Here is a 20,105-nt window from a genome sequence, read left to right as displayed (position 1 = left end):
CCAGCTCGGAGAGCAGACCGTCCACGTCGTCGCGGTCGACGGTCAGGTCATCGGCGAAGTGCCGGTCGCCAGTGGCGTCGGGCACGTACTTCACAGTGACAACGATCCTCAAGCTCACGCCGGCTCTCCTACTGCATCGTCATTTCGGGCTGCCTCTTGCAGGCAGCATAGGCGCCTCAAGCGGCCGATCCCGGTCGGGGCGTCCGCGCGCTCCGAACGAAATATTACTCGTCAGTACATCCAGTTCCTGCCCGCTAAGCAAGCGCTTTGAACTGTGACCTTCGCAACGCAGCGTAACCGGAACTCGACGGGCGCGAGGGGGCGTGCGGGGTGATCAATCCCGCAGGCCGTTGAAACGGCCCTGGTGGTAGAGGAGCGGGCGGCCGGTGCCCGAGGGGTCGCCGAGAACGACCTGTGCGAGCACGATGCGGTGGTCGCCGGCCGGGACCCGCCCGACGATCCGGCACACCAGCCAGGCCAGCACGTCGTCCAGCACCGGCACCCCTTCCGGACCCTCCTGCCAGACGGTGGGCGCGCCGAAGCGGTCGGCGCCGCTGCGCGCGAAGGTGGCGGCCAGGTCGCTCTGGTGCTCGCCGAGTATGTGCACGCCGACGTGGTCCGTCTCGGCGATCGCGGGCCAGCTGGAGGCGCCCGTGCCGATGCCGAAGGAGACGAGCGGGGGTTCGGCGGAGACGGAGGTGAGGGAGGTGGCGGTGAAGCCGACCGGACCGGAGGCGCCGCGCGCGGTGATCACCGCCACACCGGCGGCGTGCCGGCGGAAGGCGGAGCGCAGCAGGTCCGGGGAGGCGAGCTGGGGGGTGCCGAGTTCGGGCGTGGCCGTCATGGAGTTGTCCTTCTGCCGGGGGTCACGAGCGGGTCCGCGGGTACTCACCGGCCCGGACACCGCGCGCTCGCGGTACGGGCCAGGTCGATGTGGGCCCGCCCGTGGAGAAGGAGTTCTGTCGGCATGCGGTCAGGTTGGCCACCGGCGAGGCGGACCGTCAAGCGGCTTCCGGGATCCGGAAGCCGGCGTACCGCGCGGCGGGCCCTCTTCATACCGCTTCTCCCAGGGCCGCTATGACATCGGCCCTGCGGGGCTGACCGGCGGCGCGCCGCACCACCCGTCCGCCGGCGTCCAGGACCAGGACGGTGGGTGTTCTGTCGATCTCCAGCGCGCGGACGAGGTCCAGGTGGGCCTCGGCGTCGATCTCGACGTGGGACACGCCCGGGACCATCCCGGCGACCTCTCCGAGGACTCGCCGGGTGGCCCGGCAGGGCGCGCAGAAGGCGCTGGAGAACTGCACCAGCGTGGCGCGCTCCCCCAGTTCCGCGCCGAGTTCGGCCGCCCCTATCCGCCTGCCGTCGTCGCGCCCGCCCACCCGCACTCTCCCGTTCCGCCGCCGGCGCGGCTCGTCGCGGCGGGGCACGTCAGGGGCGCACCGCCGGTCCGGTCGTCATCAGCACAACCGGTCCCGGGACCGCGAAGATTCCCGGTGACGACCTCCGAGAAGGTAAAGGGGCTTTAAAGATCCGAGGTGGGGTGTAGGCCGACGTGACGAGGATCTCGCGTCAAGGGGGCACCAGAACTGGCCACCCGTACGTTCTTCGGGCACGATCTGCGAGACGCCGTAAACCTACGGCTGCGTAACCCTCCCGCCGGGAGCCCCCTTTCCCGAGCAGAGCAGAAAGGGCACACCCCGCCCATGGCAGAGCTGGTCTACCGTCCCGTCATCGGTATCGCCAAGACGGCGTTCAAGGTCTGGGATCTGAAGATCGACTGCAAGGGATCGGAGAACATCCCGCGCTCGGGCGGCGCCGTGCTGGTGAGCAATCACATCAGCTACCTGGACTTCATCTTCAACGGTCTGGCCGCCCTGCCGCAGAAGCGGCTGGTGCGCTTCATGGCGAAGGAGTCCGTCTTCCGGCACCGGATCTCCGGGCCGCTCATGCGCGGCATGCGGCACATCCCGGTGGACCGCGGGCAGGGCGAGGCGGCGTACGCGCACGCGCTGGACTCGCTGCGTTCCGGTGAGGTCATCGGGCTGTTCCCGGAGGCGACGATCTCACAGTCCTTCACGCTGAAGAGTTTCAAGTCCGGTGCGGCCCGGCTGGCCCAGGAGGCGGGCGTCCCGCTGATCCCGATGGCCGTGTGGGGGACGCAGCGGCTGTGGACGAAGGGGCAGCCGCGGAACTTCAGGCGCAGCCACCTGCCCGTCACCGTGCGGGTCGGTGAGGCGGTGCAGGCGCCCCGCGACCAGTACGCCGGTGCCATCACCCGCCGGCTGCGCGAGCGCGTCCAGGAACTGCTGGAGGCCGCGCAGCGCGCGTACCCGGGCCGCCCCAAGGGCCCGGAGGACTCCTGGTGGCTGCCGGCGCACCTCGGCGGTACGGCACCCACGGCGGAGCAGCTGCGGGCCGTCCAGGCGTAGGGCCTGCGGCGCACGTCCGTTTTCGCGCCCTCGGATGCGCGTTGTCGTCAGGCGGGCCGGGTTGCGTGCGGGCCACCCGCCGTCGGAGTGCGGTCGTGTGCCGGGTACGGGTCGTCTGCGGCCGGGCGCGCCGTTCCCCGCGCCCCTTCCGGGCACGCCGCCGGAGCGGACCGGACTTTACGCGAGCCACCCGCCCCCGGACTCCCCCGCATCCCGGGTACCGGTCGTCTACGGCCCGGCGCACAGTCCCCCGCGCCCCCTTGAGCGGACCGGCCTGTGGCGCGAGCCACCCGCCGCCCGGGAACGGTCGTGTCCCGAGTACCGGTCGTCGCGGCCGGGCGCGCCGTTCCCCGCGCCTCTTCGGGCACGCCGCCAGAGCGGGGCCCGGCTGGTGTGGGGCACCCGCCGGCGCGGGTGGGCGTTCGGGTCAGAGGGTGCTCGGGAGGGTCTTCCACAGGGCCGGGCGGTCGGGGGCCGTGCGCAGGGCGGTGAGGACCGCCGGGTGGGGGGCGGCGTAGAGGCCCGGGTAGTCCCTCTCGTCCGCCGCGGGGTCCGGGATCCAGGCCAGTCGTTCGCCGGTCAGGGAGAACCGCGCGTCCACACCCGGCTTGTTGCCGCGGGGGTCCTGCCGGTGCCAGGCGCCGTGGAAGCGCACGGCGACCAGGCCGTGGAGCAGATGGCCGCCCGCGTCGTCGGTCAGCCGCTGGTAGCACAGGGCCGTCGGGATGTCCTCGGCCCGCAGCAGGGCGGCCAGGGCGTGGGACTTGGCGTGGCAGATGCCGGTGCCCAGGGTCAGGACGTCGGAGGCGCGCCAGGTGACGCGCGGGTCGCCGGAGTCCGCGGAGTGCGGGATGGTGTCGCGTACGAACTCATACGCGGACCGCGCATATTCATACGAGTCGGTGACCTCGGCCGCGAGACGGGCGGCGGTCTCGCGGACCACCGGGTGATGGTGGTCGATGGCCTCGTCCGCGGCCAGGTAGGCGGACAGGTCGGCGGTGTTCTGGATCAGCTCCATGGCCGCAGAGCATAGGAACGCGATCACCCGGGCGTCAATGACTTTCCAGGTGATCGCATATCTATGCAAGAAGTCAGCGGGCCATCTCCTCCTTCAGCGCCGCCACGAACAGATCGACGTCGTCCTCCGTGGTGTCGAAGGAGCACATCCAGCGCACCACCCCGGCCGCCTCGTCCCAGAAGTAGAACCGGAACCGCTTCTGCAGCCGCTCGCTCACGTCGTGCGGAAGCCGGGCAAAGACACCGTTGGACTGCACCGGGTAGAGGATCTCCACGCCGTGCACCGCGCGGACGCCCTCGGCGAGCCGCTGGGCCATCTCGTTGGCGTGCCGGGCGTTGCGCAACCACAGGTCCTTGGCGAGCAGGGCCTCCAACTGCACCGAGACGAAGCGCATCTTGGAGGCCAGCTGCATGGACATCTTCCGCAGGTGCTTCATCTGCCGCACCGCGTCCTGGTTGATGACGACGACGGCCTCGCCGAACAGCGCGCCGTTCTTCGTCCCGCCCAGCGAGAGGATGTCCACGCCGGCCGCGTTGGTGAACGTCCGCATGGGCACGTCGAGAAAGGCGGCGGCGTTGGCTGTCCGGGAGCCGTCCAGGTGCACCTTCATGCCGTGCGCGTGGGCGTGCTCGCAGATCGCGCGGATCTCCTCGGGCGTGTACACGGTGCCGAGTTCGGTCGACTGGGCGATCGACACGACCTGCGGCATGGCCCGGTGCTCGTCCTCCCAGCCCCAGGCCTGCCGGTCGATCAGCTCCGGGGTGAGCTTGCCGTCGGGCGTGGGCACGGTGAGCAGCTTCAGCCCGCCCATGCGCTCGGGGGCGCCGCCCTCGTCGACGTTGATGTGCGCGCTCTCGGCGCAGATCACCGCGCCCCAGCGGTCGGTGACCGCCTGGAGCGCGACCACGTTGGCGCCGGTGCCGTTGAAGACCGGGAAGGCCTCCGCGGTGGCGCCGAAGTGGCTGCGGACGATCCGCTGGAGGTGCTCGGTGTAGTCGTCCTCGCCGTACGCCACCTGGTGGCCGCCGTTGGCCAGGGCCAGGGCGGCCAGCACCTCGGGGTGGACCCCCGCGTAGTTGTCACTGGCGAAACCGCGGACCTGCGGGTCGTGATGGCGACGCGCGTCGGTCTTGGGAGGGTTCACGGCTTCTCGGTCAGCCACAGACGGTTTCCGTTCACTTCTGCGGCGGGCTTGCTCCAGACGTCCTCGATGGCCTCGGCCAGGTCCTTGACGTCCGTGAAGCCCGCGAACTTCGCGGTGGGGCGTTCGGCGCGCATCGCGTCGTGCACCAGCGCCTTCACCACCAGGATGGCAGCCGCCGAACGCGGGCCCTGCTCGCCCCCGGCCTTGCGGAAGCCGTCGGCCATGGCGAGCGTCCAGGCCTCGGCGGCGGCCTTGGCGGCGGAGTACGCCGCGTTGCCCGCCGTCGGCTTCGACGCGCCGGCCGCGCTGATGAGCAGGTACCGGCCGCGGTCGCTGCGCTGGAGGGCGTCGAAGAAGGCGAGGGAGGTGTGCTGGACGGTGCGGACGAGCAGCTTCTCCAGCAGGTCCCAGTCGGCGAGGTCGGCGTCGGCGAAGGTGGCGCTGCCGCGCCAGCCGCCCACCAGGTGGACCAGGCCGTCGATCCGGCCGTGGTCCTTCTCGATGCGCGCGGCCCAGGCCCGGGTGTCCGCCAGGTCGAGCAGGTCGACGGTCTCGCCGGTGACCGTGGCGCCGCCGCGGGCGTAGCGCGCCGCGTCGACGGCCTCCGCGAGGCGTTCCGGGTTGTTGTCGGCGCCCACGACGACCGCGCCCGCCTCGGCGAGCCGGACCAGCGCCGCGTGCCCGGCGGGGCCGCCCGCGCCGGCCACCGCGATCACCGCACCACTGAGAGACCCGTTGTTCGCCACGTTCTTCCCCTCTTGAACCGTGTTGTGGACGCGGACGCTCATGCGGCGGTCCGCTCGGCGCCGTCCGCCGTGATGCCCTTGGTGGAGGCGATCACATTCTTCAGTTTCTTCGCCAGCGCCTCATAGAACATGCTCAGCGGAAACTCGTCCGGAAGCACGTCGTCCACCAGCTTGCGCGGCGGCTGGGTCAGGTCCAGGGCGTCGGGGCCCTTGGCCCACTTGGAACCGGGATGCGGGGCGAGGTAGGTGGAGACCAGTTCGTAGCCGGCGAACCAGTGCACCAGCTTGGGGCGGTCGATGCCGTCCCGGTAGAGCTTCTCGATCTCGGCGCACAGCTGGTTGGTGACCCGCGGAGCGCGCTCCCAGTCGATGGAGAGCCTGTTGTCGGTCCAGCGGACGACGTCGTGCCGGTGCAGGTAGGCGAAGAGCAGCTGGCCGCCGAGGCCGTCGTAGTTGCGGTTGCGGTCGCCGGTGACGGGGAAGCGGAACATGCGGTCGAAGAGGACCGCGTACTGCACGTCACGCGCCTGCGGGACGCCGTCCGCCTGGAGCTTGACGGCCTCCTTGAAGGCGGTGAGGTCGCAGCGCAGCTCCTCCAGGCCGTACATCCAGAACGGCTGGCGCTGCTTGATCATGAACGGGTCGAACGGCAGGTCGCCGTGGCTGTGGGTGCGGTCGTGGACCATGTCCCACAGCACGAAGGCCTCTTCGCAGCGCTTCTGGTCGTGCACCATCGCGGCGATGTCCTCGGGCAGCTCCAGGCCCAGGATGTCCACGGCGGCGGCGGTGACACGGCGGAACCGGGCGGCCTCGCGGTCGCAGAAGATGCCACCCCAGGAGAATTGTTCCGGCGCCTCCCGGACGGCGATGGTCTCCGGGAAGAGGACGGCGGAGTTGGTGTCGTAGCCCGAGGTGAAGTCCTCGAAGGTGATGCCGCAGAAAAGCGGGTTGTCGTACCGGGTGCGCTCCAGTTCGGCCAGCCAGTCCGGCCAGACCATGCGCAGCACGACCGCTTCGAGGTTGCGGTCCGGGTTGCCGTTCTGCGTGTACATGGGGAAGACGACCAGGTGCTGGAGACCGTCCACGCGGTGCGCCGCGGGCTGGAAGGCCAGCAGCGAATCCAGGAAGTCCGGGACCTCGAACCCGCCCTCGGCCCAGCGGCGCAGATCCTCCACGAGGGCCTGGTGGTAGGCGGCGTCGTGCGGGACCAGCGGGGAGAGCCGCCCGACCGCGTCGGCGACGCGCTCGACGGCCGCCACGGCGTCGGCCCGCGACGGGGCGCCCTCGGCGTCGAAGTCGATCGATCCGTCCTTCGACTGCCATGGCCGGATCCGCTCCACGGCATCCTTGAGCACGGTCCAGGCCGGGTGCTCAACCACCCTGGTCAGCGAAGGAACCCGCTCCTCCACGCCTGCCTGCACAAGAATTTCCGTCATGTCCCATCCTCCACGGGAGAACCTCGCGTGTGGTCACCGTAAGCCGTCCCTGTTTGCTTCAGCAAGAGCAGGGGCCGGAAATTCTTCTGCCCACCTCCATGGTCACCGATGTTTTTCCTGCCACAAACCGTGATCGCGCTCACTTTCGCCGACGGCGCGCGCTCCCCGGCGTGACGGCGCACCGGTCGGTCAAGGAGACGGGAGACACGCCCACGCGAGGGCGACGGCCGGGGCGGTTACCGGCCAACCGGCACTTGCCCGGGCTCCCCGATGCCCGGCGCAACCGCGGGTCCATCGCACGCCCCGGCCATTAGGCTGCGGCCTTGCCGCGTGGACGACGACGTCCGGGCACGGGTCCGTCGGTCCGCGCGTCGCCGAGCCGCCGTCGACGGAAGCGAGTCGAACCTTGAACTTCCTTACCATCGGTCATCGCGGGGTCATGGGCGTCGAGCCCGAGAACACCCTCCGTTCCTTCGTCGCCGCGCAGCGGGCCGGCCTGGACCTGATCGAACTCGATCTGCACCTGAGCAAGGACGGCGCCCTGGTCGTCATGCACGACGCCGAGGTGGACCGCACCACCGACGGCTCCGGAGCGATCGCCGAGAAGACCCTCGCGGAGCTGCGCGCCCTGGACGCGGGCCGCGGCGAGCGGGTGCCGGTCTTCGAGGAGGTGCTGGAGGCGGTGCGCACGCCGTTGCAGGCCGAGATCAAGGACGTGGCGGCGGCCCGGGCGCTGGCCGAGGTGATGCGCGCGCGGGACCTGACCGCCCGGGTGGAGGTGTCCTCGTTCCACGACGAGGCGATCACCGAGATCGCGCGCCTGGTGCCGGGGGTGCGTACCGCGCTGGTCGCGAGCCGGTACGGCACCGAGGTGGTGGACCGCGCGGTCGCGGCGGGCGCCGCGACCGTGTGTCTGAACGTCCGCCGGCTCACCCTGGAGATCGTCGAGCACGCGCGCGCGTCCGGGCTGCGGATCCTCGGCTGGGTGGTCAACACCCAGGAGCAGCTGCGGCTGGTGCGCGCCCTGGAGCTGGACGGGGCGACGACCGACTACCCGGAGATCAAGCGCACGGGCCGGTTCACGGCGTAGGCCCCGGCTTCACGGCGTAGGCCCCGGCGGCGGAACGCTCACGCGAGCTTCTTGACCAGCAGCTCGAACTCCAGGTCGGCACGGCGCGGGATGCCGAAGCGCTCGTCGCCGTACGGGAACGGGGACGTCTGTCCCGTACGGCGGTAGCCGCGGCGTTCGTACCAGGCGATCAGCTCGTCGCGCACGGAGATCACCGTCATGCGCATCTCGCCGACGCCCCAGGTCTCCCGGCAGCGGCGCTCCGCCTCCGCCATGACGGTCTTGCCGAGTCCGGCGCCCTGGAGGCCGGGGCTCACCGCGAACATGCCGAAGTAGGCGTGGTCGCCGCGGTGCTCCAGGTGGCAGCAGGCGACGATGCGGCCGTCCCGCTCCACCACGAGCAGCCGGCTGTCCGGCGACTTGATCACCTCCAGCACGCCCTCGGGGTCGGTCCGCTGCCCCTCGAGGATGTCCGCCTCGGTGGTCCACCCGGCACGGCTGCTCTCCCCCCGGTACGCCGACTCGACCAGCGCGACGAGGGCGTCCACGTCGGCGTCGGTGGCGTCGCGGAAGGTGAGTCCGGTGGCGGGGGTGTCCATGACGGTGGTCTCCGATCTCGGGCGTGGCCGGGGCACCGAAGAGGGTAACCCTGCTGCATGGTGCATGTACTCAGCAGCCGGATCCTGATCCGGCCCTCCGATCCCGAACGCTCCCGCGCCTTCTACGGCGAACAGCTGGGCCTTCCCGTCTACCGCGAGTTCGGGACCGGCCCCGAGCGCGGCACGGTGTACTTCCTCGGCGGCGGCTTCCTGGAGCTGTCCGGCCGGTCCGACGCCCCGCCCGCGCCCGCGGTGCGGCTGTGGTGGCAGGTCGAGGACGTGACGGCCGCGTACGAGGAGCTGCGGGAGCGGCGGGTGACGATCACGCGGCCCCCGGTGAAGGAGCCGTGGGGCCTGGTCGAGATGTGGATCGAGGACCCGGACGGCACGCCGGTCGTCCTGGTGGAGATCCCGGCGGACCATCCCCTGCGGTACCGGCCCGGCATCTGAGGTCCGCCCCGAGGACGTGCCCGGGGCGGCGGCAGCCGTCACCGGGCACGTTCGCGGGCCGGGCGGCTGCTTGCCTTCGAGGGCGCTCCAGCTCCTGACGTCGGCCGTGCCGCGGGTGAGGGCCTGCGGCCGTCCGCGAAGGGGGAGAAGCACCCGTGCGGTACACGCTGTCCGGACGGACCGGGCTGCGCGTCAACGAGCCGGCGCTGGGCACCATGACCTTCGGGGAGGACCGGGACTGGGGCGCCGGCAACGCCACCAGCACCGGTCCTCGACGTCTGAGCCGACACGGGCTGCACCTTCGTCGGCATCGCCGACCACTACACCATCCGCGCGGGCAAGGTCCTCTACGTGGGGGCGCCGGACTGGCCGGCCTGGGAGATCGCGGGGGCCGACACCCTCGCGGAACTGCGCGGTTGGACGCTTCGCGGGCCCGCAGCTGCGCTACAGCCTGCTGGAGCGCGCCCCGGAGCGTGAACTGCTGCCGCAGGCCCGGGCGTTCGACCTCGCCGTGTTCGCCCGGGCGCCGTCGGCGGCGGGGCGGCTCACCGGGAAGTACCGGCGCGGCGAGAGCGGGCGGCTGGAGCCCGGCGCAGGTGGCCCTGGCCCGGCGGCTGGGCCGGCCCGGGAACGTCGTGCCGATCGTGTCGGCCACCCGGCCGGAGCGGCTCGCGGACAACCTGGCGGCACCCACGGGGTCCGGCTCGACGCGGACGCGCGCCCGTCTGGACGAGGTGAGCGCCGCCCCGCTGGGCTTCCCGCACGACTTCCTCCGGGAGGCGCCCATCACCCGCACTGTGTACGGCGACCGCTGGCCGGAGATCGTCCACCGCCGCTCCACGTACCGCCGCACGGTGCGCGACGTCCTGTGACGTCCGGCGGGTCAGGCCCGCAGGGCGCCCATCCGGCCCTCCAGGCGGTCCAGCAACTCGGCGAGCAGGCCGGCCAGTCCGTCCTGGTCGCCGGGGGGCAGGACGGACAGCACGGCCGTCTCGTAGGCGAGTTGCTCGGGCAGGATGCCGTCCACCAGGCCGCGGCCGGCCTCGGTGAGCCGGACGTGGGCCACGCGCCGGTCGCGGGTGTCGCCGCGCCGCTCGACGAGGCCGCGCTCGGTCAGCTGCTTGAGCCGTTTGGTGACGGCGGCCCCGGAGGAGAAGGTCTCCCGGGCCAGTTCGCCGGGGGTCAGCTCGTGGCCGGTGCGGCGCAGCGCGCCGAGCAGGTCGAACTCGGGGCGGCTCAGGCCGGCCCGGCGCAGCGGGGCGTCCTCGGCCTGCTGGAGCAGGGCGGCGCAGCGGTTGATCCGGCCGATGATCTCCATCGGGCCGGTGTCCAGCTCGGGGTGGACGGCCTGCCACTGGCGGACGACGGCGGAGACGGTGTCACCGCGCGCGGCCCCGGGGCCGGGACCGGACCGCTCTCCGGTCGCGTCGCTTCCGGGCGTCGGTCCGCCGTTCGTCGCCGTCATGGCCGTATGTCCTCCGTCGTCCTGTCCGGGTTCCGGTCGCCGCCCGGCGCCCGGCCCGGGTGCTCGTCCCGGTCCCGCGGTACGAGCCCCTGGCGCCGTACCGTCGCCGCGAGCGTACGGTGTCCGGCCTGCTCGGTGAGCACGACCCGGTCCTCGGGCAGGGCGCGCTGCCACCACTCGCCGGCGGCGGCGTCGGCCGTGGCGCGCAGGTCCACCAGCGCGCCGGCCAGGGTGCGGCGGGCGGACTCCAGGGCGCGGGGCTCCGGGCGCGGCTCGGCGAGCAGGCGGGCGGCGTGCTCGCGGGCGCGTTCGGCGGCGGTCAGCGCGTGCTCCAGGCGGGCGCCGGCGCGCCGGTTGGTGACGGCGACGGCGGCGGCGAAGCCGACCAGCGCCCCGATGAGGGTGTCGACGACCCGGTCGGTGATCAGTTCGGCCGCGTCCTGGCTGCGCGCGAACTCGGTGATGAGCAGCGCCATCGGGGTGACGCAGACGCTGCCCAGCCAGTAGTTGCGGCCGATCAGTGCCTCGGCGCCGAAGTTGAGGGCGAGCGAGACCAGCACCAGGGCGGCGGGGTGCAGATGGGTGAGCGGGGCGAGGGCGGCGAAGACGAGGACGCCCACGAGGTTGCCGACGACCCGCTGGACGGCCCGGTTCCAGGTGAGGGTGACGTTGGCCTGGTAGAGGGAGGCCGCGGTGACCAGCGCCCAGTAGGGGCGGCCGACGCCGAGGGCGAGGGCGGCGTAGCCGGCGAGGGCGCAGCCGAGCGCGGTGCGTACGGCCAGCGGGGCCAGGGGGGCGAGGCGGCGCCGGAGGGAGGGGGACGGCAGGGACTGCTCGGCGGCGACGCCGAGGAGTTCGTCGGCGGAGGCGGCGGTCGGCGCGACGCGCGGGACCCGGCCGGTGCCGCGCAGGGCGCGGGCCCAGGCGCGCAGCCGCTCGGGGTCGGTGTCGGCGGGCGCGGCGAGGGCGACCTCGGCGCGGACCAGGAGCTGTTCGAGGGCGCGGCGGGTGCCGTCGGGGCGGGCGCCGGCGGCGAGCAGCGACTGCCAGGCGGCGTGGATGGCGGCGGCGCAGGCGGCGCGGGCCCGGGCGTGGCCGTCGCCGGTGCCACGGGTGCCGGCGTACGCGGCGGCCGCGTTCAGGGCCTGGGCGGTGGCACGGCGCTCGGGGCCGTGCGGGCGCAGCAGCCCCGGCGCCATGCAGACCAGCCAGGCCCAGGCGCCGGCGGCCAGGGCCAGCCCGAGGTGGCCCGGCAGCCCGCCGAGGGCCTGCGGGACGAAGAGCGAGGCGGAGCTGATGAAGGTGAGGACCACGTTGCCGGGCGGTCCGACCCGGGTGGCGTCGCAGACGGTCTTCTGGACCGCGGCGAGGACGGCGCCGACGGTGACGAGGACGACGGCGCTGGTGGTCAGCGCGGCGGCGAGCAGGGACACGGCGAGGCCGCCGACCATGCCGAGCACCACCCAGGCCAGGGTGCGGGCGCGGGCGGCGTAGGGCCGGTTGTGGCCGTAGAGCGCGCACAGCGAACCGGCCATCGTGTACATGGCGAGATCGAGCCGGCCGAGCGCGAGGAGCGTCAGGTTGGGCGGGGCGACCGCGACGACCGCGCTCAGCGCGGGCTTGAACCAGATGTCGGAGGGGCGGCCGAGGCGGAGCACTCCGGCGAGGGGAAGACGGTGGGGCGTCGCACTGCTCATGCCATCAAAATTAGCACGTGTTTTACTCGTAAAATAATCTGCCCGGCCAGAGTGTGACGGCGTGTGCTCCCCCGGATGCTCCCCGCGTACCTCCTTGCGCTCGCGTGCACCCCGCCGCCCTTGGGCATGGCGTCCCTGGAGAACGGGCCCGGAGCGTTTCCGGAGCGACCGTCGAGCGGGAGGTGCGCATGCACGGACCGGTGTCGGCAGCCTGGCTGCTGGTGGCGCTGTGCGCGGCGACCGGGGCCTACTGCCTGCTGCGGATGCGCAGCGGTGTGGCGGAGCAGCGCCGGGCCGCGGGCGGCGAGGCGCTGATGGGCTTCGGCATGGCCGCGATGGCCGTGCCGGCGGCGGTGTTCACCCCGCCGGGGTGGGCGTGGCCGGTGTACGCGGCGGTGTTCGGCGCGGCGGCGCTGCGCGCGCTGTGGACCGTGCGCGGCGGCCTCGCCCATCTGCACCACCTGGTGGGCAGCGCGGCGATGGTCTACATGGCGGTGGCGATGGCCGGGGCGCCGCCCGCCGCCCACCACGGGCACGGCGGCACCGGCGTACCGCTGCTGACCGGCGCCCTGCTGCTCTACTTCACCGGCTATGTGCTGTTCTCCGGCGCCCGGCTGGTGCCCGCCGCCGCCCCCCTGGCCGGGACCGCACCGGACCGCTGGGGCGACCGCCCGGAACTGGCCCGGGCCTGCCGGCTGTCGATGGGGATCGGCATGGTGACGATGCTGCTGGCGATGTGAGGACGCCGCGCCGCGGGCCCGTGCGGGGGCGCCCCGCCGTGCCACGCGGGCTCGTGTTCCGCACCGCGCGGCGCTCGCTCGTGGACGCGTACGCCCGCGCTCCCCTCCGGCCTCCGGCCATGCCGGGCTTGGCCGTGGCTCGCGCATCCACAAGGATCACGGCATGCGCGATCGTCCCACCACTCCCCCTCCGCCGCCACCGCCCTCCCCCGGCCGGCCGCCGCACCGCACGGCCGCCTGGGCCGCCGTGGTGCTCGGGGCCTGCTCGGTCCTGCTGCTGGCCCTCGTCGCGGTGCGCTGGCACCCGCTGCTCACGCTGGACGGCGACATCGCCCGCGCCGCCCACCGCTGGGCGGTCCGCGACCGGGCGGTGACGCGGGCGTGCCGGGTGCTGACGGACTGGGTGTGGGACCCGCTGACCATGCGCCTGGTGTGCGCGGCGGCCGTCGTGTGGCTGGTCCGGCGCCGCGCGGCCTGGTGGACGGCGCTGTGGCTGGCGGCCACCGTCGCGGTGGCGACGCTCGTGCAGCAGTCGGTGAAGGCCGCGGTCGGCCGCCCCCGGCCGGTCTGGCCGGACCCGGTCGACTCCGCCCACTACGCGGCCTTCCCGTCCGGTCACGCGCTGACCGCGACCGTGGTCTGCGGCCTGCTGCTGTGGCTGCTGCGCCGAAGTGGCGCCGGCCGTGTCCTGTGGCGTACGGCGGTGACGGCGGCGGTCGTCTCGGTGGCCGGGGTGGGTGTCACTCGGGTCTGGCTGGGCGTCCACTGGGCCTCGGACGTGGTCGGCGGCTGGCTGTTCGGCGCGCTGCTGGTGGCGCTGGCCGTGCTGGTCCACGAGCGGCCTCGCAAGGGGCCGGGGGCTGCGGAGCACCGGCGCGGGTAGAGTCGCGCGCATGACCGCTGTGTTGTTCGACTTCTCCGGGACGCTGTTCCGCGTCGAGCCCACCGAGTCCTGGCTGCGCGCGGTACTGACCGAGTCCGGACACCGCCTGCCCGAGCCCGAACTCACGCGCCTGGCACGGGCGTTGGAGGAGGCCGGCGCGCTGTCGGGCGGTGCCGCGCCGAAGGAGGTGCCGGCGGACCTGGCCGGCCTCTGGGCGGTCCGGGACAAGAGCGCGCGGCTGCACCGGGCCGCGTACACGGGCCTGTCCCGCCGGGTGCCGCTGCCGGATCCCGCCCTGCACGACGCCTTGTACGAGCGGCACATGACACCGGCCGCCTGGACGCCGTACCCCGACGCTCCCGAGGTGCTGCGCACGCTGCGCGAGCGCGGGATCGGCGTCGGCGTGGTCAGCAACATCGGCTGGGATCCGCGCCCGGTGTTCCGCGCGCACGGGCTCGACCGGTACGTGGACACCTACGTGCTGTCGTACGAACACGGCGTGCAGAAGCCGGATCCGCGGCTGTTCGCGGTCGCCTGCGAGGCGCTCGGGGCGGATCCGCGGCGGGTGGTGATGGTCGGTGACAGCAGGGCGGCGGACGGCGGCGCGGCCGCGCTCGGCTGCCGGGTCCACTTCGTGGACCATCTGCCCGTGAACCGGCGCCCGGACGCGCTGCTGCCGGTGCTGGACCTGGTGGTTTGAGCGTGCGCGCCGGTGTCCGGCGCCCCGTGCCGTCCGTCTGAGACGATCCCCCGCGTCGCCCCAGACGGACGGCTGCTCCGGGCGATCCCGAACACACGGGTGCCCCGATGCGTTGAGTATAGTTGGCTGGCAGCCAGTCAACGCAGGAGTTACAGGATGTCCCCGCGCAGCGCTTCGGTCAATGAAGAATTGCGGCGGCGTTCCAGAGAACGGCTGTTGCAGGCCGCCGTCGAACTGGTGGGCGAGCGTGGGTTCGACGCCACGACGCTGGGCGACATCGCCGACCGGGCCGGCTCGGCACGCGGACTGGTGTCCTACTACTTTCCCGGCAAGCGCCAGTTGGTGCAGTCCGCCGTCCACCGGCTGATGCACCGCACGCTGGAGGAGGCGCTGGAGCGGGACCCGCGCACCGAGGACGGGCGGGAGCGGCTGGCCCGGGCCATCGACGCGATCCTGGGCCTGGCCCGGGACCGGCCGGTGCTGATGCGCCAGCACATGGCGGGCCTGCTGCACGCCGAGGGCTTCGTGCAGTGCCCGGAGCAGCGCCGGCTGGCGGAGCTGCTCGGCGAGACCGTGGCCCGCTACGGCTCGCAGACGGTCTCGGCCGACTACCCCATGCTGCGGGCCCTGTTGATGGGCGCGGTGTACGCGGCGCTGGTGCCGGGCGTGCCGATGCCCGTACCGGTGCTGCGGGCCGAGCTGTTCCAGCGGTACGGGCTGGACTGGGAGATGGGCACGCCCCCGGAGAGCGCGCCGTGCGCGGGGGCGGAGGACGAGGACCTGTCCCGCTTCTTCGCGACGGAGGAACGGCCAGAGCACCCCTGACCGGGCCACGCCCGGCCGCCCCGGTCACACCCGCCGACCCGGACACACCCCGTTGTCCGGGCCGCCCTCGTCGACCCGGCCGCCCCCGTCGACCCGCGCGTATCCGTCCGGATCACTCCACCGGCCCTGCCCGCCCGGAGCCGCCCGGTGCCATGCTGGACGCGTCCGCACGCCCCTCCTTCGGGCAAGGAGTACCGCAGTGCTGCGTGTCGCCGTCGTCGGGTCCGGGCCGAGCGGGTGTTACACCGCCCAGAGCCTCGTCCAGCGCGATCCGGAGGTCCTGGTGGACGTCCTGGACCGGCTGCCGTGCCCCTACGGCCTGGTCCGCTACGGCGTCGCCCCCGACCACGAGAAGATGAAGTCCCTCCAGGGCAGCCTGCGGACGGTGCTGGAGCACGAGCGGGTGCGGTTCCTCGGCGGGGTCCGGGTGGGCGGCCCCGGCGGCCTGCCGGTGCGGCGGCTGCGGGAGCTGTACCACGCGGTGGTGTACTGCGTGGGCGCCGCCGCCGACCGCCGGCTGGGCATCCCCGGCGAGGACCTGCCGGGCAGCTTCCCGGCGACCGGGTTCGTCTCCTGGTACAGCGCGCATCCGGACGCGGCCGACCCGGACTTCCTGCGCGGGGTGCGGTCGGCGGTGGTCATCGGGGTCGGCAACGTCGCGGTGGACGTCACCCGGATGCTGGTCCGGGGCGCGGCGGAGCTGCGCGGCACGGACATCCCGCAGGCCGCGCTGGACGCGCTGGCGGCGAGCGGGCTCACCGAGGTGCACATGGTGGGCCGGCGCGGTCCCGCGCAGGCCCGCTTCACCACCAAGGAGCTGCGCGAGCTGGGCGGCCTGCCCGGCACCGAGGTGAGCGTGGACAAGGCCGACCTGGCGCTCGAGCCCGCCGGCCCCGGCGCGCTGCCGGCCGGGCAGCGCCGCAATGTGGAGGTGCTGCGCGACTGGGCGGCACGGCCCGCCGGGACGGCCGCCCGGCGGATCCGGCTGCGGTTCTTCCTGCGCCCGGTGGAACTGCTCGAGGCCGGCGGCCGCGTGGGGGCCGTCCGCTTCGAGCGCACGGCACCGGACGGCCGGGGCGGCGTGCGGGGCACCGGCCGGTACGAGGACGTGCCCGCGCAGTTGGTGCTGCGCTCGGTGGGCTATCGCGGAGTCCCCCTGGAGGGGCTGCCGTTCGACGCCGCCGGCGGCACGGTCCCGCACCGCGGGGGACGCGTGCTGCGGGACGGCGCGCCCGCGCCGGGCGAGTACGTCGCCGGGTGGATCAAGCGCGGCCCGACCGGGGTCATCGGCACCAACCGGCCCTGCGCCAAGGAGACGGTGACCTCGCTCTTCGCGGATGCCCCCGCCCTCGGCCGGGCGGACGTGCCCGCGGATCCGGTCGCCGCGCTCCGGGCGGCCGGTGTCGACCCCGTGCCCTGGCGCGGCTGGCTGGCGATCGAGCGGGCCGAGGCCGAGCTGGGGGCGCGGCTGGGGCGGAGCGTGGTCAAGCTGGCCGACTGGGAGACGCTGCTCGCGGCGGCCCGGGTGCCGTAGGCGTCGCGCGAGTGCCGTAGTCGTCGCGGCGGAGCGGCGGCGGGCGGCGGCGGCGGGCGGCGGTGTTCCGCGCGCGGGACACACAGCGGCAACAGGCCTGAAATCAACAGACTGTTCAAGGCCCCTACGGTCTCGTCCTGACCGGCTGACCGGCTGACCGGCCGGCCGGATCCCGCTCCCCCACCCGCCCGCAGATGGAGACCTCATGGCCACGACCGCGGACACGCACCCCGTCGACGAGATACCCCCCGCCCGCCACCTGGCCGCCTTCGGGCTCCAGCATGTGCTCGCGATGTACGCGGGTGCCGTCGCGGTGCCGTTGATCGTGGGCGGCGCGATGCGGCTGCCACCCGCCGACCTGGCCTACCTGATCACCGCGGACCTGCTGGTGTGCGGGATCGCCACGCTGATCCAGTGCGTGGGGTTCCGGTGGTTCGGGGTACGGCTGCCGGTCATGCAGGGGTGCACGTTCGCGGCCGTGTCGCCGATGGTGCTCATCGGGACGACGGACGGCGGGCTGCCCGCGATCTACGGCTCCGTGATCGTCGCCGGGCTGGCCATCATGCTGCTGGCGCCGGTCTTCGGCAGGTTGCTGCGCTTCTTCCCGCCGCTGGTGACCGGCACGGTCATCCTCATCATCGGCGTCTCACTGCTGCCGGTGGCGGGCAACTGGGCGGCGGGCGGCGCCGGCGCGAAGGGCTTCGGCGAGCCGCGGAACCTGGCGCTGGCGGGCTTCGTCCTGGCCGTGGTGCTGGGCGTGCAGCGGTTCGCGCCCGCCTTCCTGTCCCGGATCGCCGTGCTCGTCGGCATCGCGGCCGGGCTGGCGGTCGCCGTGCCGCTGGGGTTCACCGACTTCGGCGGGGTCGCCGACGCCGCATGGGTGGGCGTCAGCACGCCGTTCCACTTCGGGGCGCCGGAGTTCCGGGTCTCCGCCATCGCGTCCATGCTGGTCGTGGCGCTGGTGAGCATGACCGAGACCACCGGTGACCTGATCGCCGTCGGCGAGCTGACCGGGCGGAGGGCCGAAGCGCGCACGCTGGCCGACGGGCTGCGCGCGGACGGCCTGTCGACCGTGCTGGGCGGGGTGTTCAACACCTTCCCGTACACGGCGTACGCGCAGAACGTGGGCCTGGTCGGCATGACCCGGGTGCGCAGCCGCTGGGTGGTCGCTGCGGCGGGCGGCATCCTGGTGCTGCTCGGACTGCTGCCCAAGCTGGGCGCGGTGGTCGCGGCGATCCCGGCGCCGGTGCTCGGCGGGGCCGGGCTGGTGATGTTCGGGACGGTCGCGGCGAGCGGGCTGCGGACGCTGAGCCGGGTGGACTTCCGGGGCGACGGCAACCTGACCGTGGTGGCCGTGTCAGTGGCGATCGGCATGCTGCCGGTGGGCGTGCCGACGGTGTACGCGAGGTTCCCGGACTGGTTCCAGACGGTGATGAACAGCGGCATCAGCGCGGGCTGCCTGTCCGCGATCGTGCTGAACCTGCTGTTCAACCACCTTCCGCGGAAAGGCGGTTCACCCGTCGAGCGGGATCCGGCCGTCGTCGCCGAGCCGGACGGCCTGCCGTTCGGCCGCGTCGAGGACGCTGTCGAGCAGCCCCGGGAAGAGGTTCTCTAGATCGTCCCGGCGCAGGCCGTTCATCTTGGCCGTGCCCCGGTAGACCTGCCGGACCACCCCGCTCTCGCGCAGCACCCGGAAGTGGTGCGTGGTGGTGGACTTGGTCACCGGCAGTTCGAAGTGCGAGCAGGCCAACTCCACTTCCTGCGCGGCCAGTTCGCGCACGATCTGCAACCGCATCGGGTCGGACAGCGCGTGCAGCACGGATTCCAGCCGGATGTGCTCACGGTCCGGGTGCGGCAGCGCGCGGCCGGTGGTGGCTGTCTCGGTCACGGCGACCGCCCTTCGTCGCGGGACTTCTTCGATGACCATCGTACGAGATCCCTCGTAATTTGACACCTCTCGTACTTTCACGTTCCTCGTAGTACGATGAGCGCCGTACGAAGGAAGCAAGCCATCCGTGACGAAATGGAGTCCGTCATGTCCGCGCTCTTCGAGCCTCTCACCCTGCGCGAAGTGACCATCCCGAACCGGGTGTGGATGGCCCCGATGTGCCAGTACTCGGCCGAGCCGGAGGGCCCGCTCGCCGGCGTGCCGCACGACTGGCACTTCGCGCACTACGCGGCGCGGGCCACCGGTGGCACCGGTCTGATCGTGGTCGAGGCCACCGCGGTCGCGCCCGAGGGCCGGATCTCCCCGTACGACCTCGGACTGTGGAACGACACCCAGGTGGAGGCCTTCCGGCGGATCACCGGCTTCCTCAGCGCGCAGGGCACCGTGCCGGCCATCCAGCTCGGTCACAGCGGCCGCAAGGCGTCGACCGAGCGGCCGTGGAAGGGCGGCGCGCCCGTCGGACCGGAGGCGCACGGCTGGCAGCCGCTCGCCCCGAGCGCGGTGCCGTTCGCCGAAGGCCACCCGGTGCCGGCCGAGTTGAGCACCGAGCGGATCCAGGAGATCGTCGGCCAGTTCGCCGCCGCCGCGCGCCGGGCGCTGGCCGCGGGCTTCGAGGCCGTGGAGCTCCACGGCGCCCACGGCTACCTGATCAACGAGTTCCTCTCCCCGCACTCCAACCACCGCACGGACGCGTACGGCGGCTCGTACGAGAACCGCACCCGGTTCGCGCTGGAGGTCGTGGACGCCGTGCGCGAGGTATGGCCCGCCCAGAAGCCGCTGTTCTTCCGCATCTCCGCCACCGACTGGCTGGACGAGGCCGGCTGGACGCCGGACGACACGGTCCGCTTCGCCCGCGACCTGCACGCCCACGGCGTGGACCTGCTCGACGTGTCCACCGGCGGGAACGCGAGCGGCGCCAGCATCCCGACCGGGCCCGGCTACCAGGTGCCGTTCGCCGCGCGGGTGAAGACCGAGACCCCGATGCCGGTCGGCGCGGTCGGGCTGATCACCGAGGCCGGGCAGGCGGCGAAGATCCTGGCCAACGGCGAGGCCGACGTGGTCCTGCTCGGCCGGGAACTGCTGCGCAACCCGTCCTGGGCCCGGCAGGCAGCCCGCGAACTGGGCGCGGAGGTACGGGTACCGGACCAGTACCACCGGTCGGTCTGACACCGGCCGCCGGCCCCGGGGTCCGCATCACGGTCCGCGTCACGGGCGGGTCCGGCGCACGGGCGGGTCCGGCGCACGGGCGGGTCCGGCGCACGGGCGGCCCGACGCCGGCCGACCGGTCCGACGGTCCGCACCACCGGCCGGTCCGTCACCGGTCGGCCGGGGGCGACTGCGGTTCCGACGGCCGTACCGCCGCCCGGTGCGGCGCAGGCCCGATGGCCGTACCGTCGGCCGGCGCCGGGCCCAGCGGGCGTA

21 protein-coding genes and 1 pseudogene are annotated in these 20,105 nt (G+C 73.5%); 11 read left to right on the top strand and 11 right to left on the bottom strand.

The window, feature by feature from the left end; all coding sequences use genetic code 11:
• From AB0E62_RS21315 to AB0E62_RS21305, 3 genes and pseudogenes are all read right to left on the bottom strand, one after another.
• Positions 1–118 (bottom strand): annotated as a pseudogene (locus AB0E62_RS21315) (electron transfer flavoprotein subunit beta); the annotation flags it as partial.
• Between the two features lie 216 nt (positions 119–334).
• Positions 335–844, bottom strand: coding sequence for a flavin reductase family protein (locus AB0E62_RS21310; RefSeq protein ID WP_362195787.1), 510 nt, complete (start codon positions 842–844; stop codon positions 335–337).
• 208 nt (positions 845–1,052) lie between these two features.
• Positions 1,053–1,427: a thioredoxin family protein gene (locus AB0E62_RS21305; protein ID WP_362195784.1), complete on the bottom strand. Its 375-nt coding sequence runs from the start codon at positions 1,425–1,427 to the stop codon at positions 1,053–1,055.
• Positions 1,428–1,703: 276 nt separating this feature from the next.
• Between AB0E62_RS21305 and AB0E62_RS21300 the strand changes: the two genes are divergently transcribed.
• A complete protein-coding gene (locus AB0E62_RS21300; protein WP_362195781.1) occupies positions 1,704–2,429 on the top strand; it encodes a lysophospholipid acyltransferase family protein in 726 nt (241 codons plus the stop codon).
• 427 nt (positions 2,430–2,856) lie between these two features.
• Here AB0E62_RS21300 and AB0E62_RS21295 read toward each other — a convergent pair whose 3' ends face one another.
• The 4 genes from AB0E62_RS21295 to AB0E62_RS21280 form a co-directional block, all read right to left on the bottom strand.
• Positions 2,857–3,447 (bottom strand): transglutaminase family protein, encoded by a 591-nt coding sequence (locus tag AB0E62_RS21295; protein WP_362195778.1) that lies wholly within the window; start codon positions 3,445–3,447, stop codon positions 2,857–2,859.
• A gap of 73 nt (positions 3,448–3,520) precedes the next feature.
• Complete coding sequence (locus tag AB0E62_RS21290) at positions 3,521–4,591, bottom strand: low specificity L-threonine aldolase (protein ID WP_362195774.1); 1,071 nt, start codon at positions 4,589–4,591, stop codon at positions 3,521–3,523.
• Positions 4,588–5,379, bottom strand: a complete 792-nt coding sequence (locus tag AB0E62_RS21285) for an SDR family oxidoreductase (RefSeq protein WP_362195771.1) — start codon at positions 5,377–5,379, stop codon at positions 4,588–4,590. Before AB0E62_RS21285 ends, AB0E62_RS21290 begins: the two co-directional genes overlap by 4 nt.
• Positions 5,376–6,773 (bottom strand): DUF6421 family protein, encoded by a 1,398-nt coding sequence (locus AB0E62_RS21280; RefSeq protein ID WP_362195768.1) that lies wholly within the window; start codon positions 6,771–6,773, stop codon positions 5,376–5,378. The genes AB0E62_RS21285 and AB0E62_RS21280 overlap by 4 nt, the downstream gene beginning before the upstream one ends.
• 406 nt (positions 6,774–7,179) lie before the next feature.
• On the opposite strand from AB0E62_RS21280, the gene AB0E62_RS21275 reads away from it, so the two are divergent.
• Positions 7,180–7,863 (top strand): glycerophosphodiester phosphodiesterase family protein, encoded by a 684-nt coding sequence (locus tag AB0E62_RS21275; protein ID WP_362195765.1) that lies wholly within the window; start codon positions 7,180–7,182, stop codon positions 7,861–7,863.
• Between the two features lie 38 nt (positions 7,864–7,901).
• Here AB0E62_RS21275 and AB0E62_RS21270 read toward each other — a convergent pair whose 3' ends face one another.
• Positions 7,902–8,441, bottom strand: coding sequence for an N-acetyltransferase (locus tag AB0E62_RS21270; protein WP_362195762.1), 540 nt, complete (start codon positions 8,439–8,441; stop codon positions 7,902–7,904).
• Positions 8,442–8,498: 57 nt separating this feature from the next.
• On the opposite strand from AB0E62_RS21270, the gene AB0E62_RS21265 reads away from it, so the two are divergent.
• Entirely contained in the window at positions 8,499–8,891 is a 393-nt protein-coding gene (locus AB0E62_RS21265; RefSeq protein ID WP_362195759.1) for a VOC family protein, read from the top strand.
• 596 nt (positions 8,892–9,487) lie between these two features.
• Positions 9,488–9,763, top strand: coding sequence for a hypothetical protein (locus AB0E62_RS21260; RefSeq protein ID WP_362195756.1), 276 nt, complete (start codon positions 9,488–9,490; stop codon positions 9,761–9,763).
• A gap of 11 nt (positions 9,764–9,774) precedes the next feature.
• Here AB0E62_RS21260 and AB0E62_RS21255 read toward each other — a convergent pair whose 3' ends face one another.
• Both AB0E62_RS21255 and AB0E62_RS21250 read right to left on the bottom strand, forming a co-directional pair.
• A complete protein-coding gene (locus tag AB0E62_RS21255; protein ID WP_362195753.1) occupies positions 9,775–10,356 on the bottom strand; it encodes a MarR family transcriptional regulator in 582 nt (193 codons plus the stop codon).
• Positions 10,353–12,053, bottom strand: coding sequence for an FUSC family protein (locus tag AB0E62_RS21250; protein WP_362195750.1), 1,701 nt, complete (start codon positions 12,051–12,053; stop codon positions 10,353–10,355). The genes AB0E62_RS21255 and AB0E62_RS21250 overlap by 4 nt, the downstream gene beginning before the upstream one ends.
• Positions 12,054–12,241: 188 nt before the next feature.
• Here AB0E62_RS21250 and AB0E62_RS21245 point away from each other — a divergent pair, with 188 nt between their 5' ends.
• From AB0E62_RS21245 to AB0E62_RS21220, 6 genes are all read left to right on the top strand, one after another.
• Positions 12,242–12,793 carry a DUF5134 domain-containing protein gene (locus AB0E62_RS21245; protein WP_362195747.1) on the top strand — a complete coding sequence of 184 codons (552 nt, stop codon included), beginning with the start codon at positions 12,242–12,244 and terminating at the stop codon, positions 12,791–12,793.
• Positions 12,794–12,956: 163 nt separating this feature from the next.
• Entirely contained in the window at positions 12,957–13,676 is a 720-nt protein-coding gene (locus tag AB0E62_RS21240; RefSeq protein WP_362195744.1) for a phosphatase PAP2 family protein, read from the top strand.
• Between the two features lie 10 nt (positions 13,677–13,686).
• Positions 13,687–14,376 carry an HAD-IA family hydrolase gene (locus tag AB0E62_RS21235; protein WP_362195741.1) on the top strand — a complete coding sequence of 230 codons (690 nt, stop codon included), beginning with the start codon at positions 13,687–13,689 and terminating at the stop codon, positions 14,374–14,376.
• Between the two features lie 156 nt (positions 14,377–14,532).
• Complete coding sequence (locus tag AB0E62_RS21230; RefSeq protein ID WP_362195738.1) at positions 14,533–15,201, top strand: helix-turn-helix domain-containing protein; 669 nt, start codon at positions 14,533–14,535, stop codon at positions 15,199–15,201.
• A gap of 199 nt (positions 15,202–15,400) precedes the next feature.
• Positions 15,401–16,735, top strand: coding sequence for an FAD-dependent oxidoreductase (locus AB0E62_RS21225; RefSeq protein ID WP_362195735.1), 1,335 nt, complete (start codon positions 15,401–15,403; stop codon positions 16,733–16,735).
• A gap of 205 nt (positions 16,736–16,940) precedes the next feature.
• Positions 16,941–18,350 (top strand): nucleobase:cation symporter-2 family protein, encoded by a 1,410-nt coding sequence (locus tag AB0E62_RS21220; RefSeq protein ID WP_362195732.1) that lies wholly within the window; start codon positions 16,941–16,943, stop codon positions 18,348–18,350.
• Here the strand turns inward: AB0E62_RS21220 and AB0E62_RS21215 are convergent.
• Positions 18,249–18,623 (bottom strand): helix-turn-helix domain-containing protein, encoded by a 375-nt coding sequence (locus AB0E62_RS21215; protein WP_362195729.1) that lies wholly within the window; start codon positions 18,621–18,623, stop codon positions 18,249–18,251. The genes AB0E62_RS21220 and AB0E62_RS21215 overlap by 102 nt on opposite strands.
• A gap of 147 nt (positions 18,624–18,770) precedes the next feature.
• Between AB0E62_RS21215 and AB0E62_RS21210 the strand changes: the two genes are divergently transcribed.
• Positions 18,771–19,850 carry an NADH:flavin oxidoreductase/NADH oxidase gene (locus AB0E62_RS21210; protein ID WP_362195726.1) on the top strand — a complete coding sequence of 360 codons (1,080 nt, stop codon included), beginning with the start codon at positions 18,771–18,773 and terminating at the stop codon, positions 19,848–19,850.
• The last annotated feature ends 255 nt before the right edge of the window (positions 19,851–20,105 follow it).

The sequence above is a fragment of the Streptomyces sp. NPDC038707 genome (assembly GCF_040636485.1).
Taxonomy (GTDB): Bacteria; Actinomycetota; Actinomycetes; order Streptomycetales; family Streptomycetaceae; genus Streptomyces.
Note: the sequence above shows the minus strand (reverse complement) of the source record. Positions and strands in the feature narration are given on the sequence as shown.

Excerpts from the sequence above, each read along its gene's own strand:
- AB0E62_RS21310 (WP_362195787.1), bottom strand. The coding sequence starts at position 844 with ATGACGGCCACGCCCGAACTCGGCACCCCCCAGCTCGCCTCCCCGGAC.
- AB0E62_RS21300 (WP_362195781.1), top strand. The coding sequence starts at position 1,704 with ATGGCAGAGCTGGTCTACCGTCCCGTCATCGGTATCGCCAAGACGGCG.
- AB0E62_RS21295 (WP_362195778.1), bottom strand. The coding sequence starts at position 3,447 with ATGGAGCTGATCCAGAACACCGCCGACCTGTCCGCCTACCTGGCCGCG.
- AB0E62_RS21285 (WP_362195771.1), bottom strand. The coding sequence starts at position 5,379 with ATGAGCGTCCGCGTCCACAACACGGTTCAAGAGGGGAAGAACGTGGCG.
- AB0E62_RS21280 (WP_362195768.1), bottom strand. The coding sequence starts at position 6,773 with ATGACGGAAATTCTTGTGCAGGCAGGCGTGGAGGAGCGGGTTCCTTCG.
- AB0E62_RS21270 (WP_362195762.1), bottom strand. The coding sequence starts at position 8,441 with ATGGACACCCCCGCCACCGGACTCACCTTCCGCGACGCCACCGACGCC.
- AB0E62_RS21265 (WP_362195759.1), top strand. The coding sequence starts at position 8,499 with ATGGTGCATGTACTCAGCAGCCGGATCCTGATCCGGCCCTCCGATCCC.
- AB0E62_RS21255 (WP_362195753.1), bottom strand. The coding sequence starts at position 10,356 with ATGACGGCGACGAACGGCGGACCGACGCCCGGAAGCGACGCGACCGGA.
- AB0E62_RS21250 (WP_362195750.1), bottom strand. The coding sequence starts at position 12,053 with ATGAGCAGTGCGACGCCCCACCGTCTTCCCCTCGCCGGAGTGCTCCGC.
- AB0E62_RS21245 (WP_362195747.1), top strand. The coding sequence starts at position 12,242 with ATGCACGGACCGGTGTCGGCAGCCTGGCTGCTGGTGGCGCTGTGCGCG.
- AB0E62_RS21240 (WP_362195744.1), top strand. The coding sequence starts at position 12,957 with ATGCGCGATCGTCCCACCACTCCCCCTCCGCCGCCACCGCCCTCCCCC.
- AB0E62_RS21235 (WP_362195741.1), top strand. The coding sequence starts at position 13,687 with ATGACCGCTGTGTTGTTCGACTTCTCCGGGACGCTGTTCCGCGTCGAG.
- AB0E62_RS21230 (WP_362195738.1), top strand. The coding sequence starts at position 14,533 with ATGTCCCCGCGCAGCGCTTCGGTCAATGAAGAATTGCGGCGGCGTTCC.
- AB0E62_RS21220 (WP_362195732.1), top strand. The coding sequence starts at position 16,941 with ATGGCCACGACCGCGGACACGCACCCCGTCGACGAGATACCCCCCGCC.
- AB0E62_RS21210 (WP_362195726.1), top strand. The coding sequence starts at position 18,771 with ATGTCCGCGCTCTTCGAGCCTCTCACCCTGCGCGAAGTGACCATCCCG.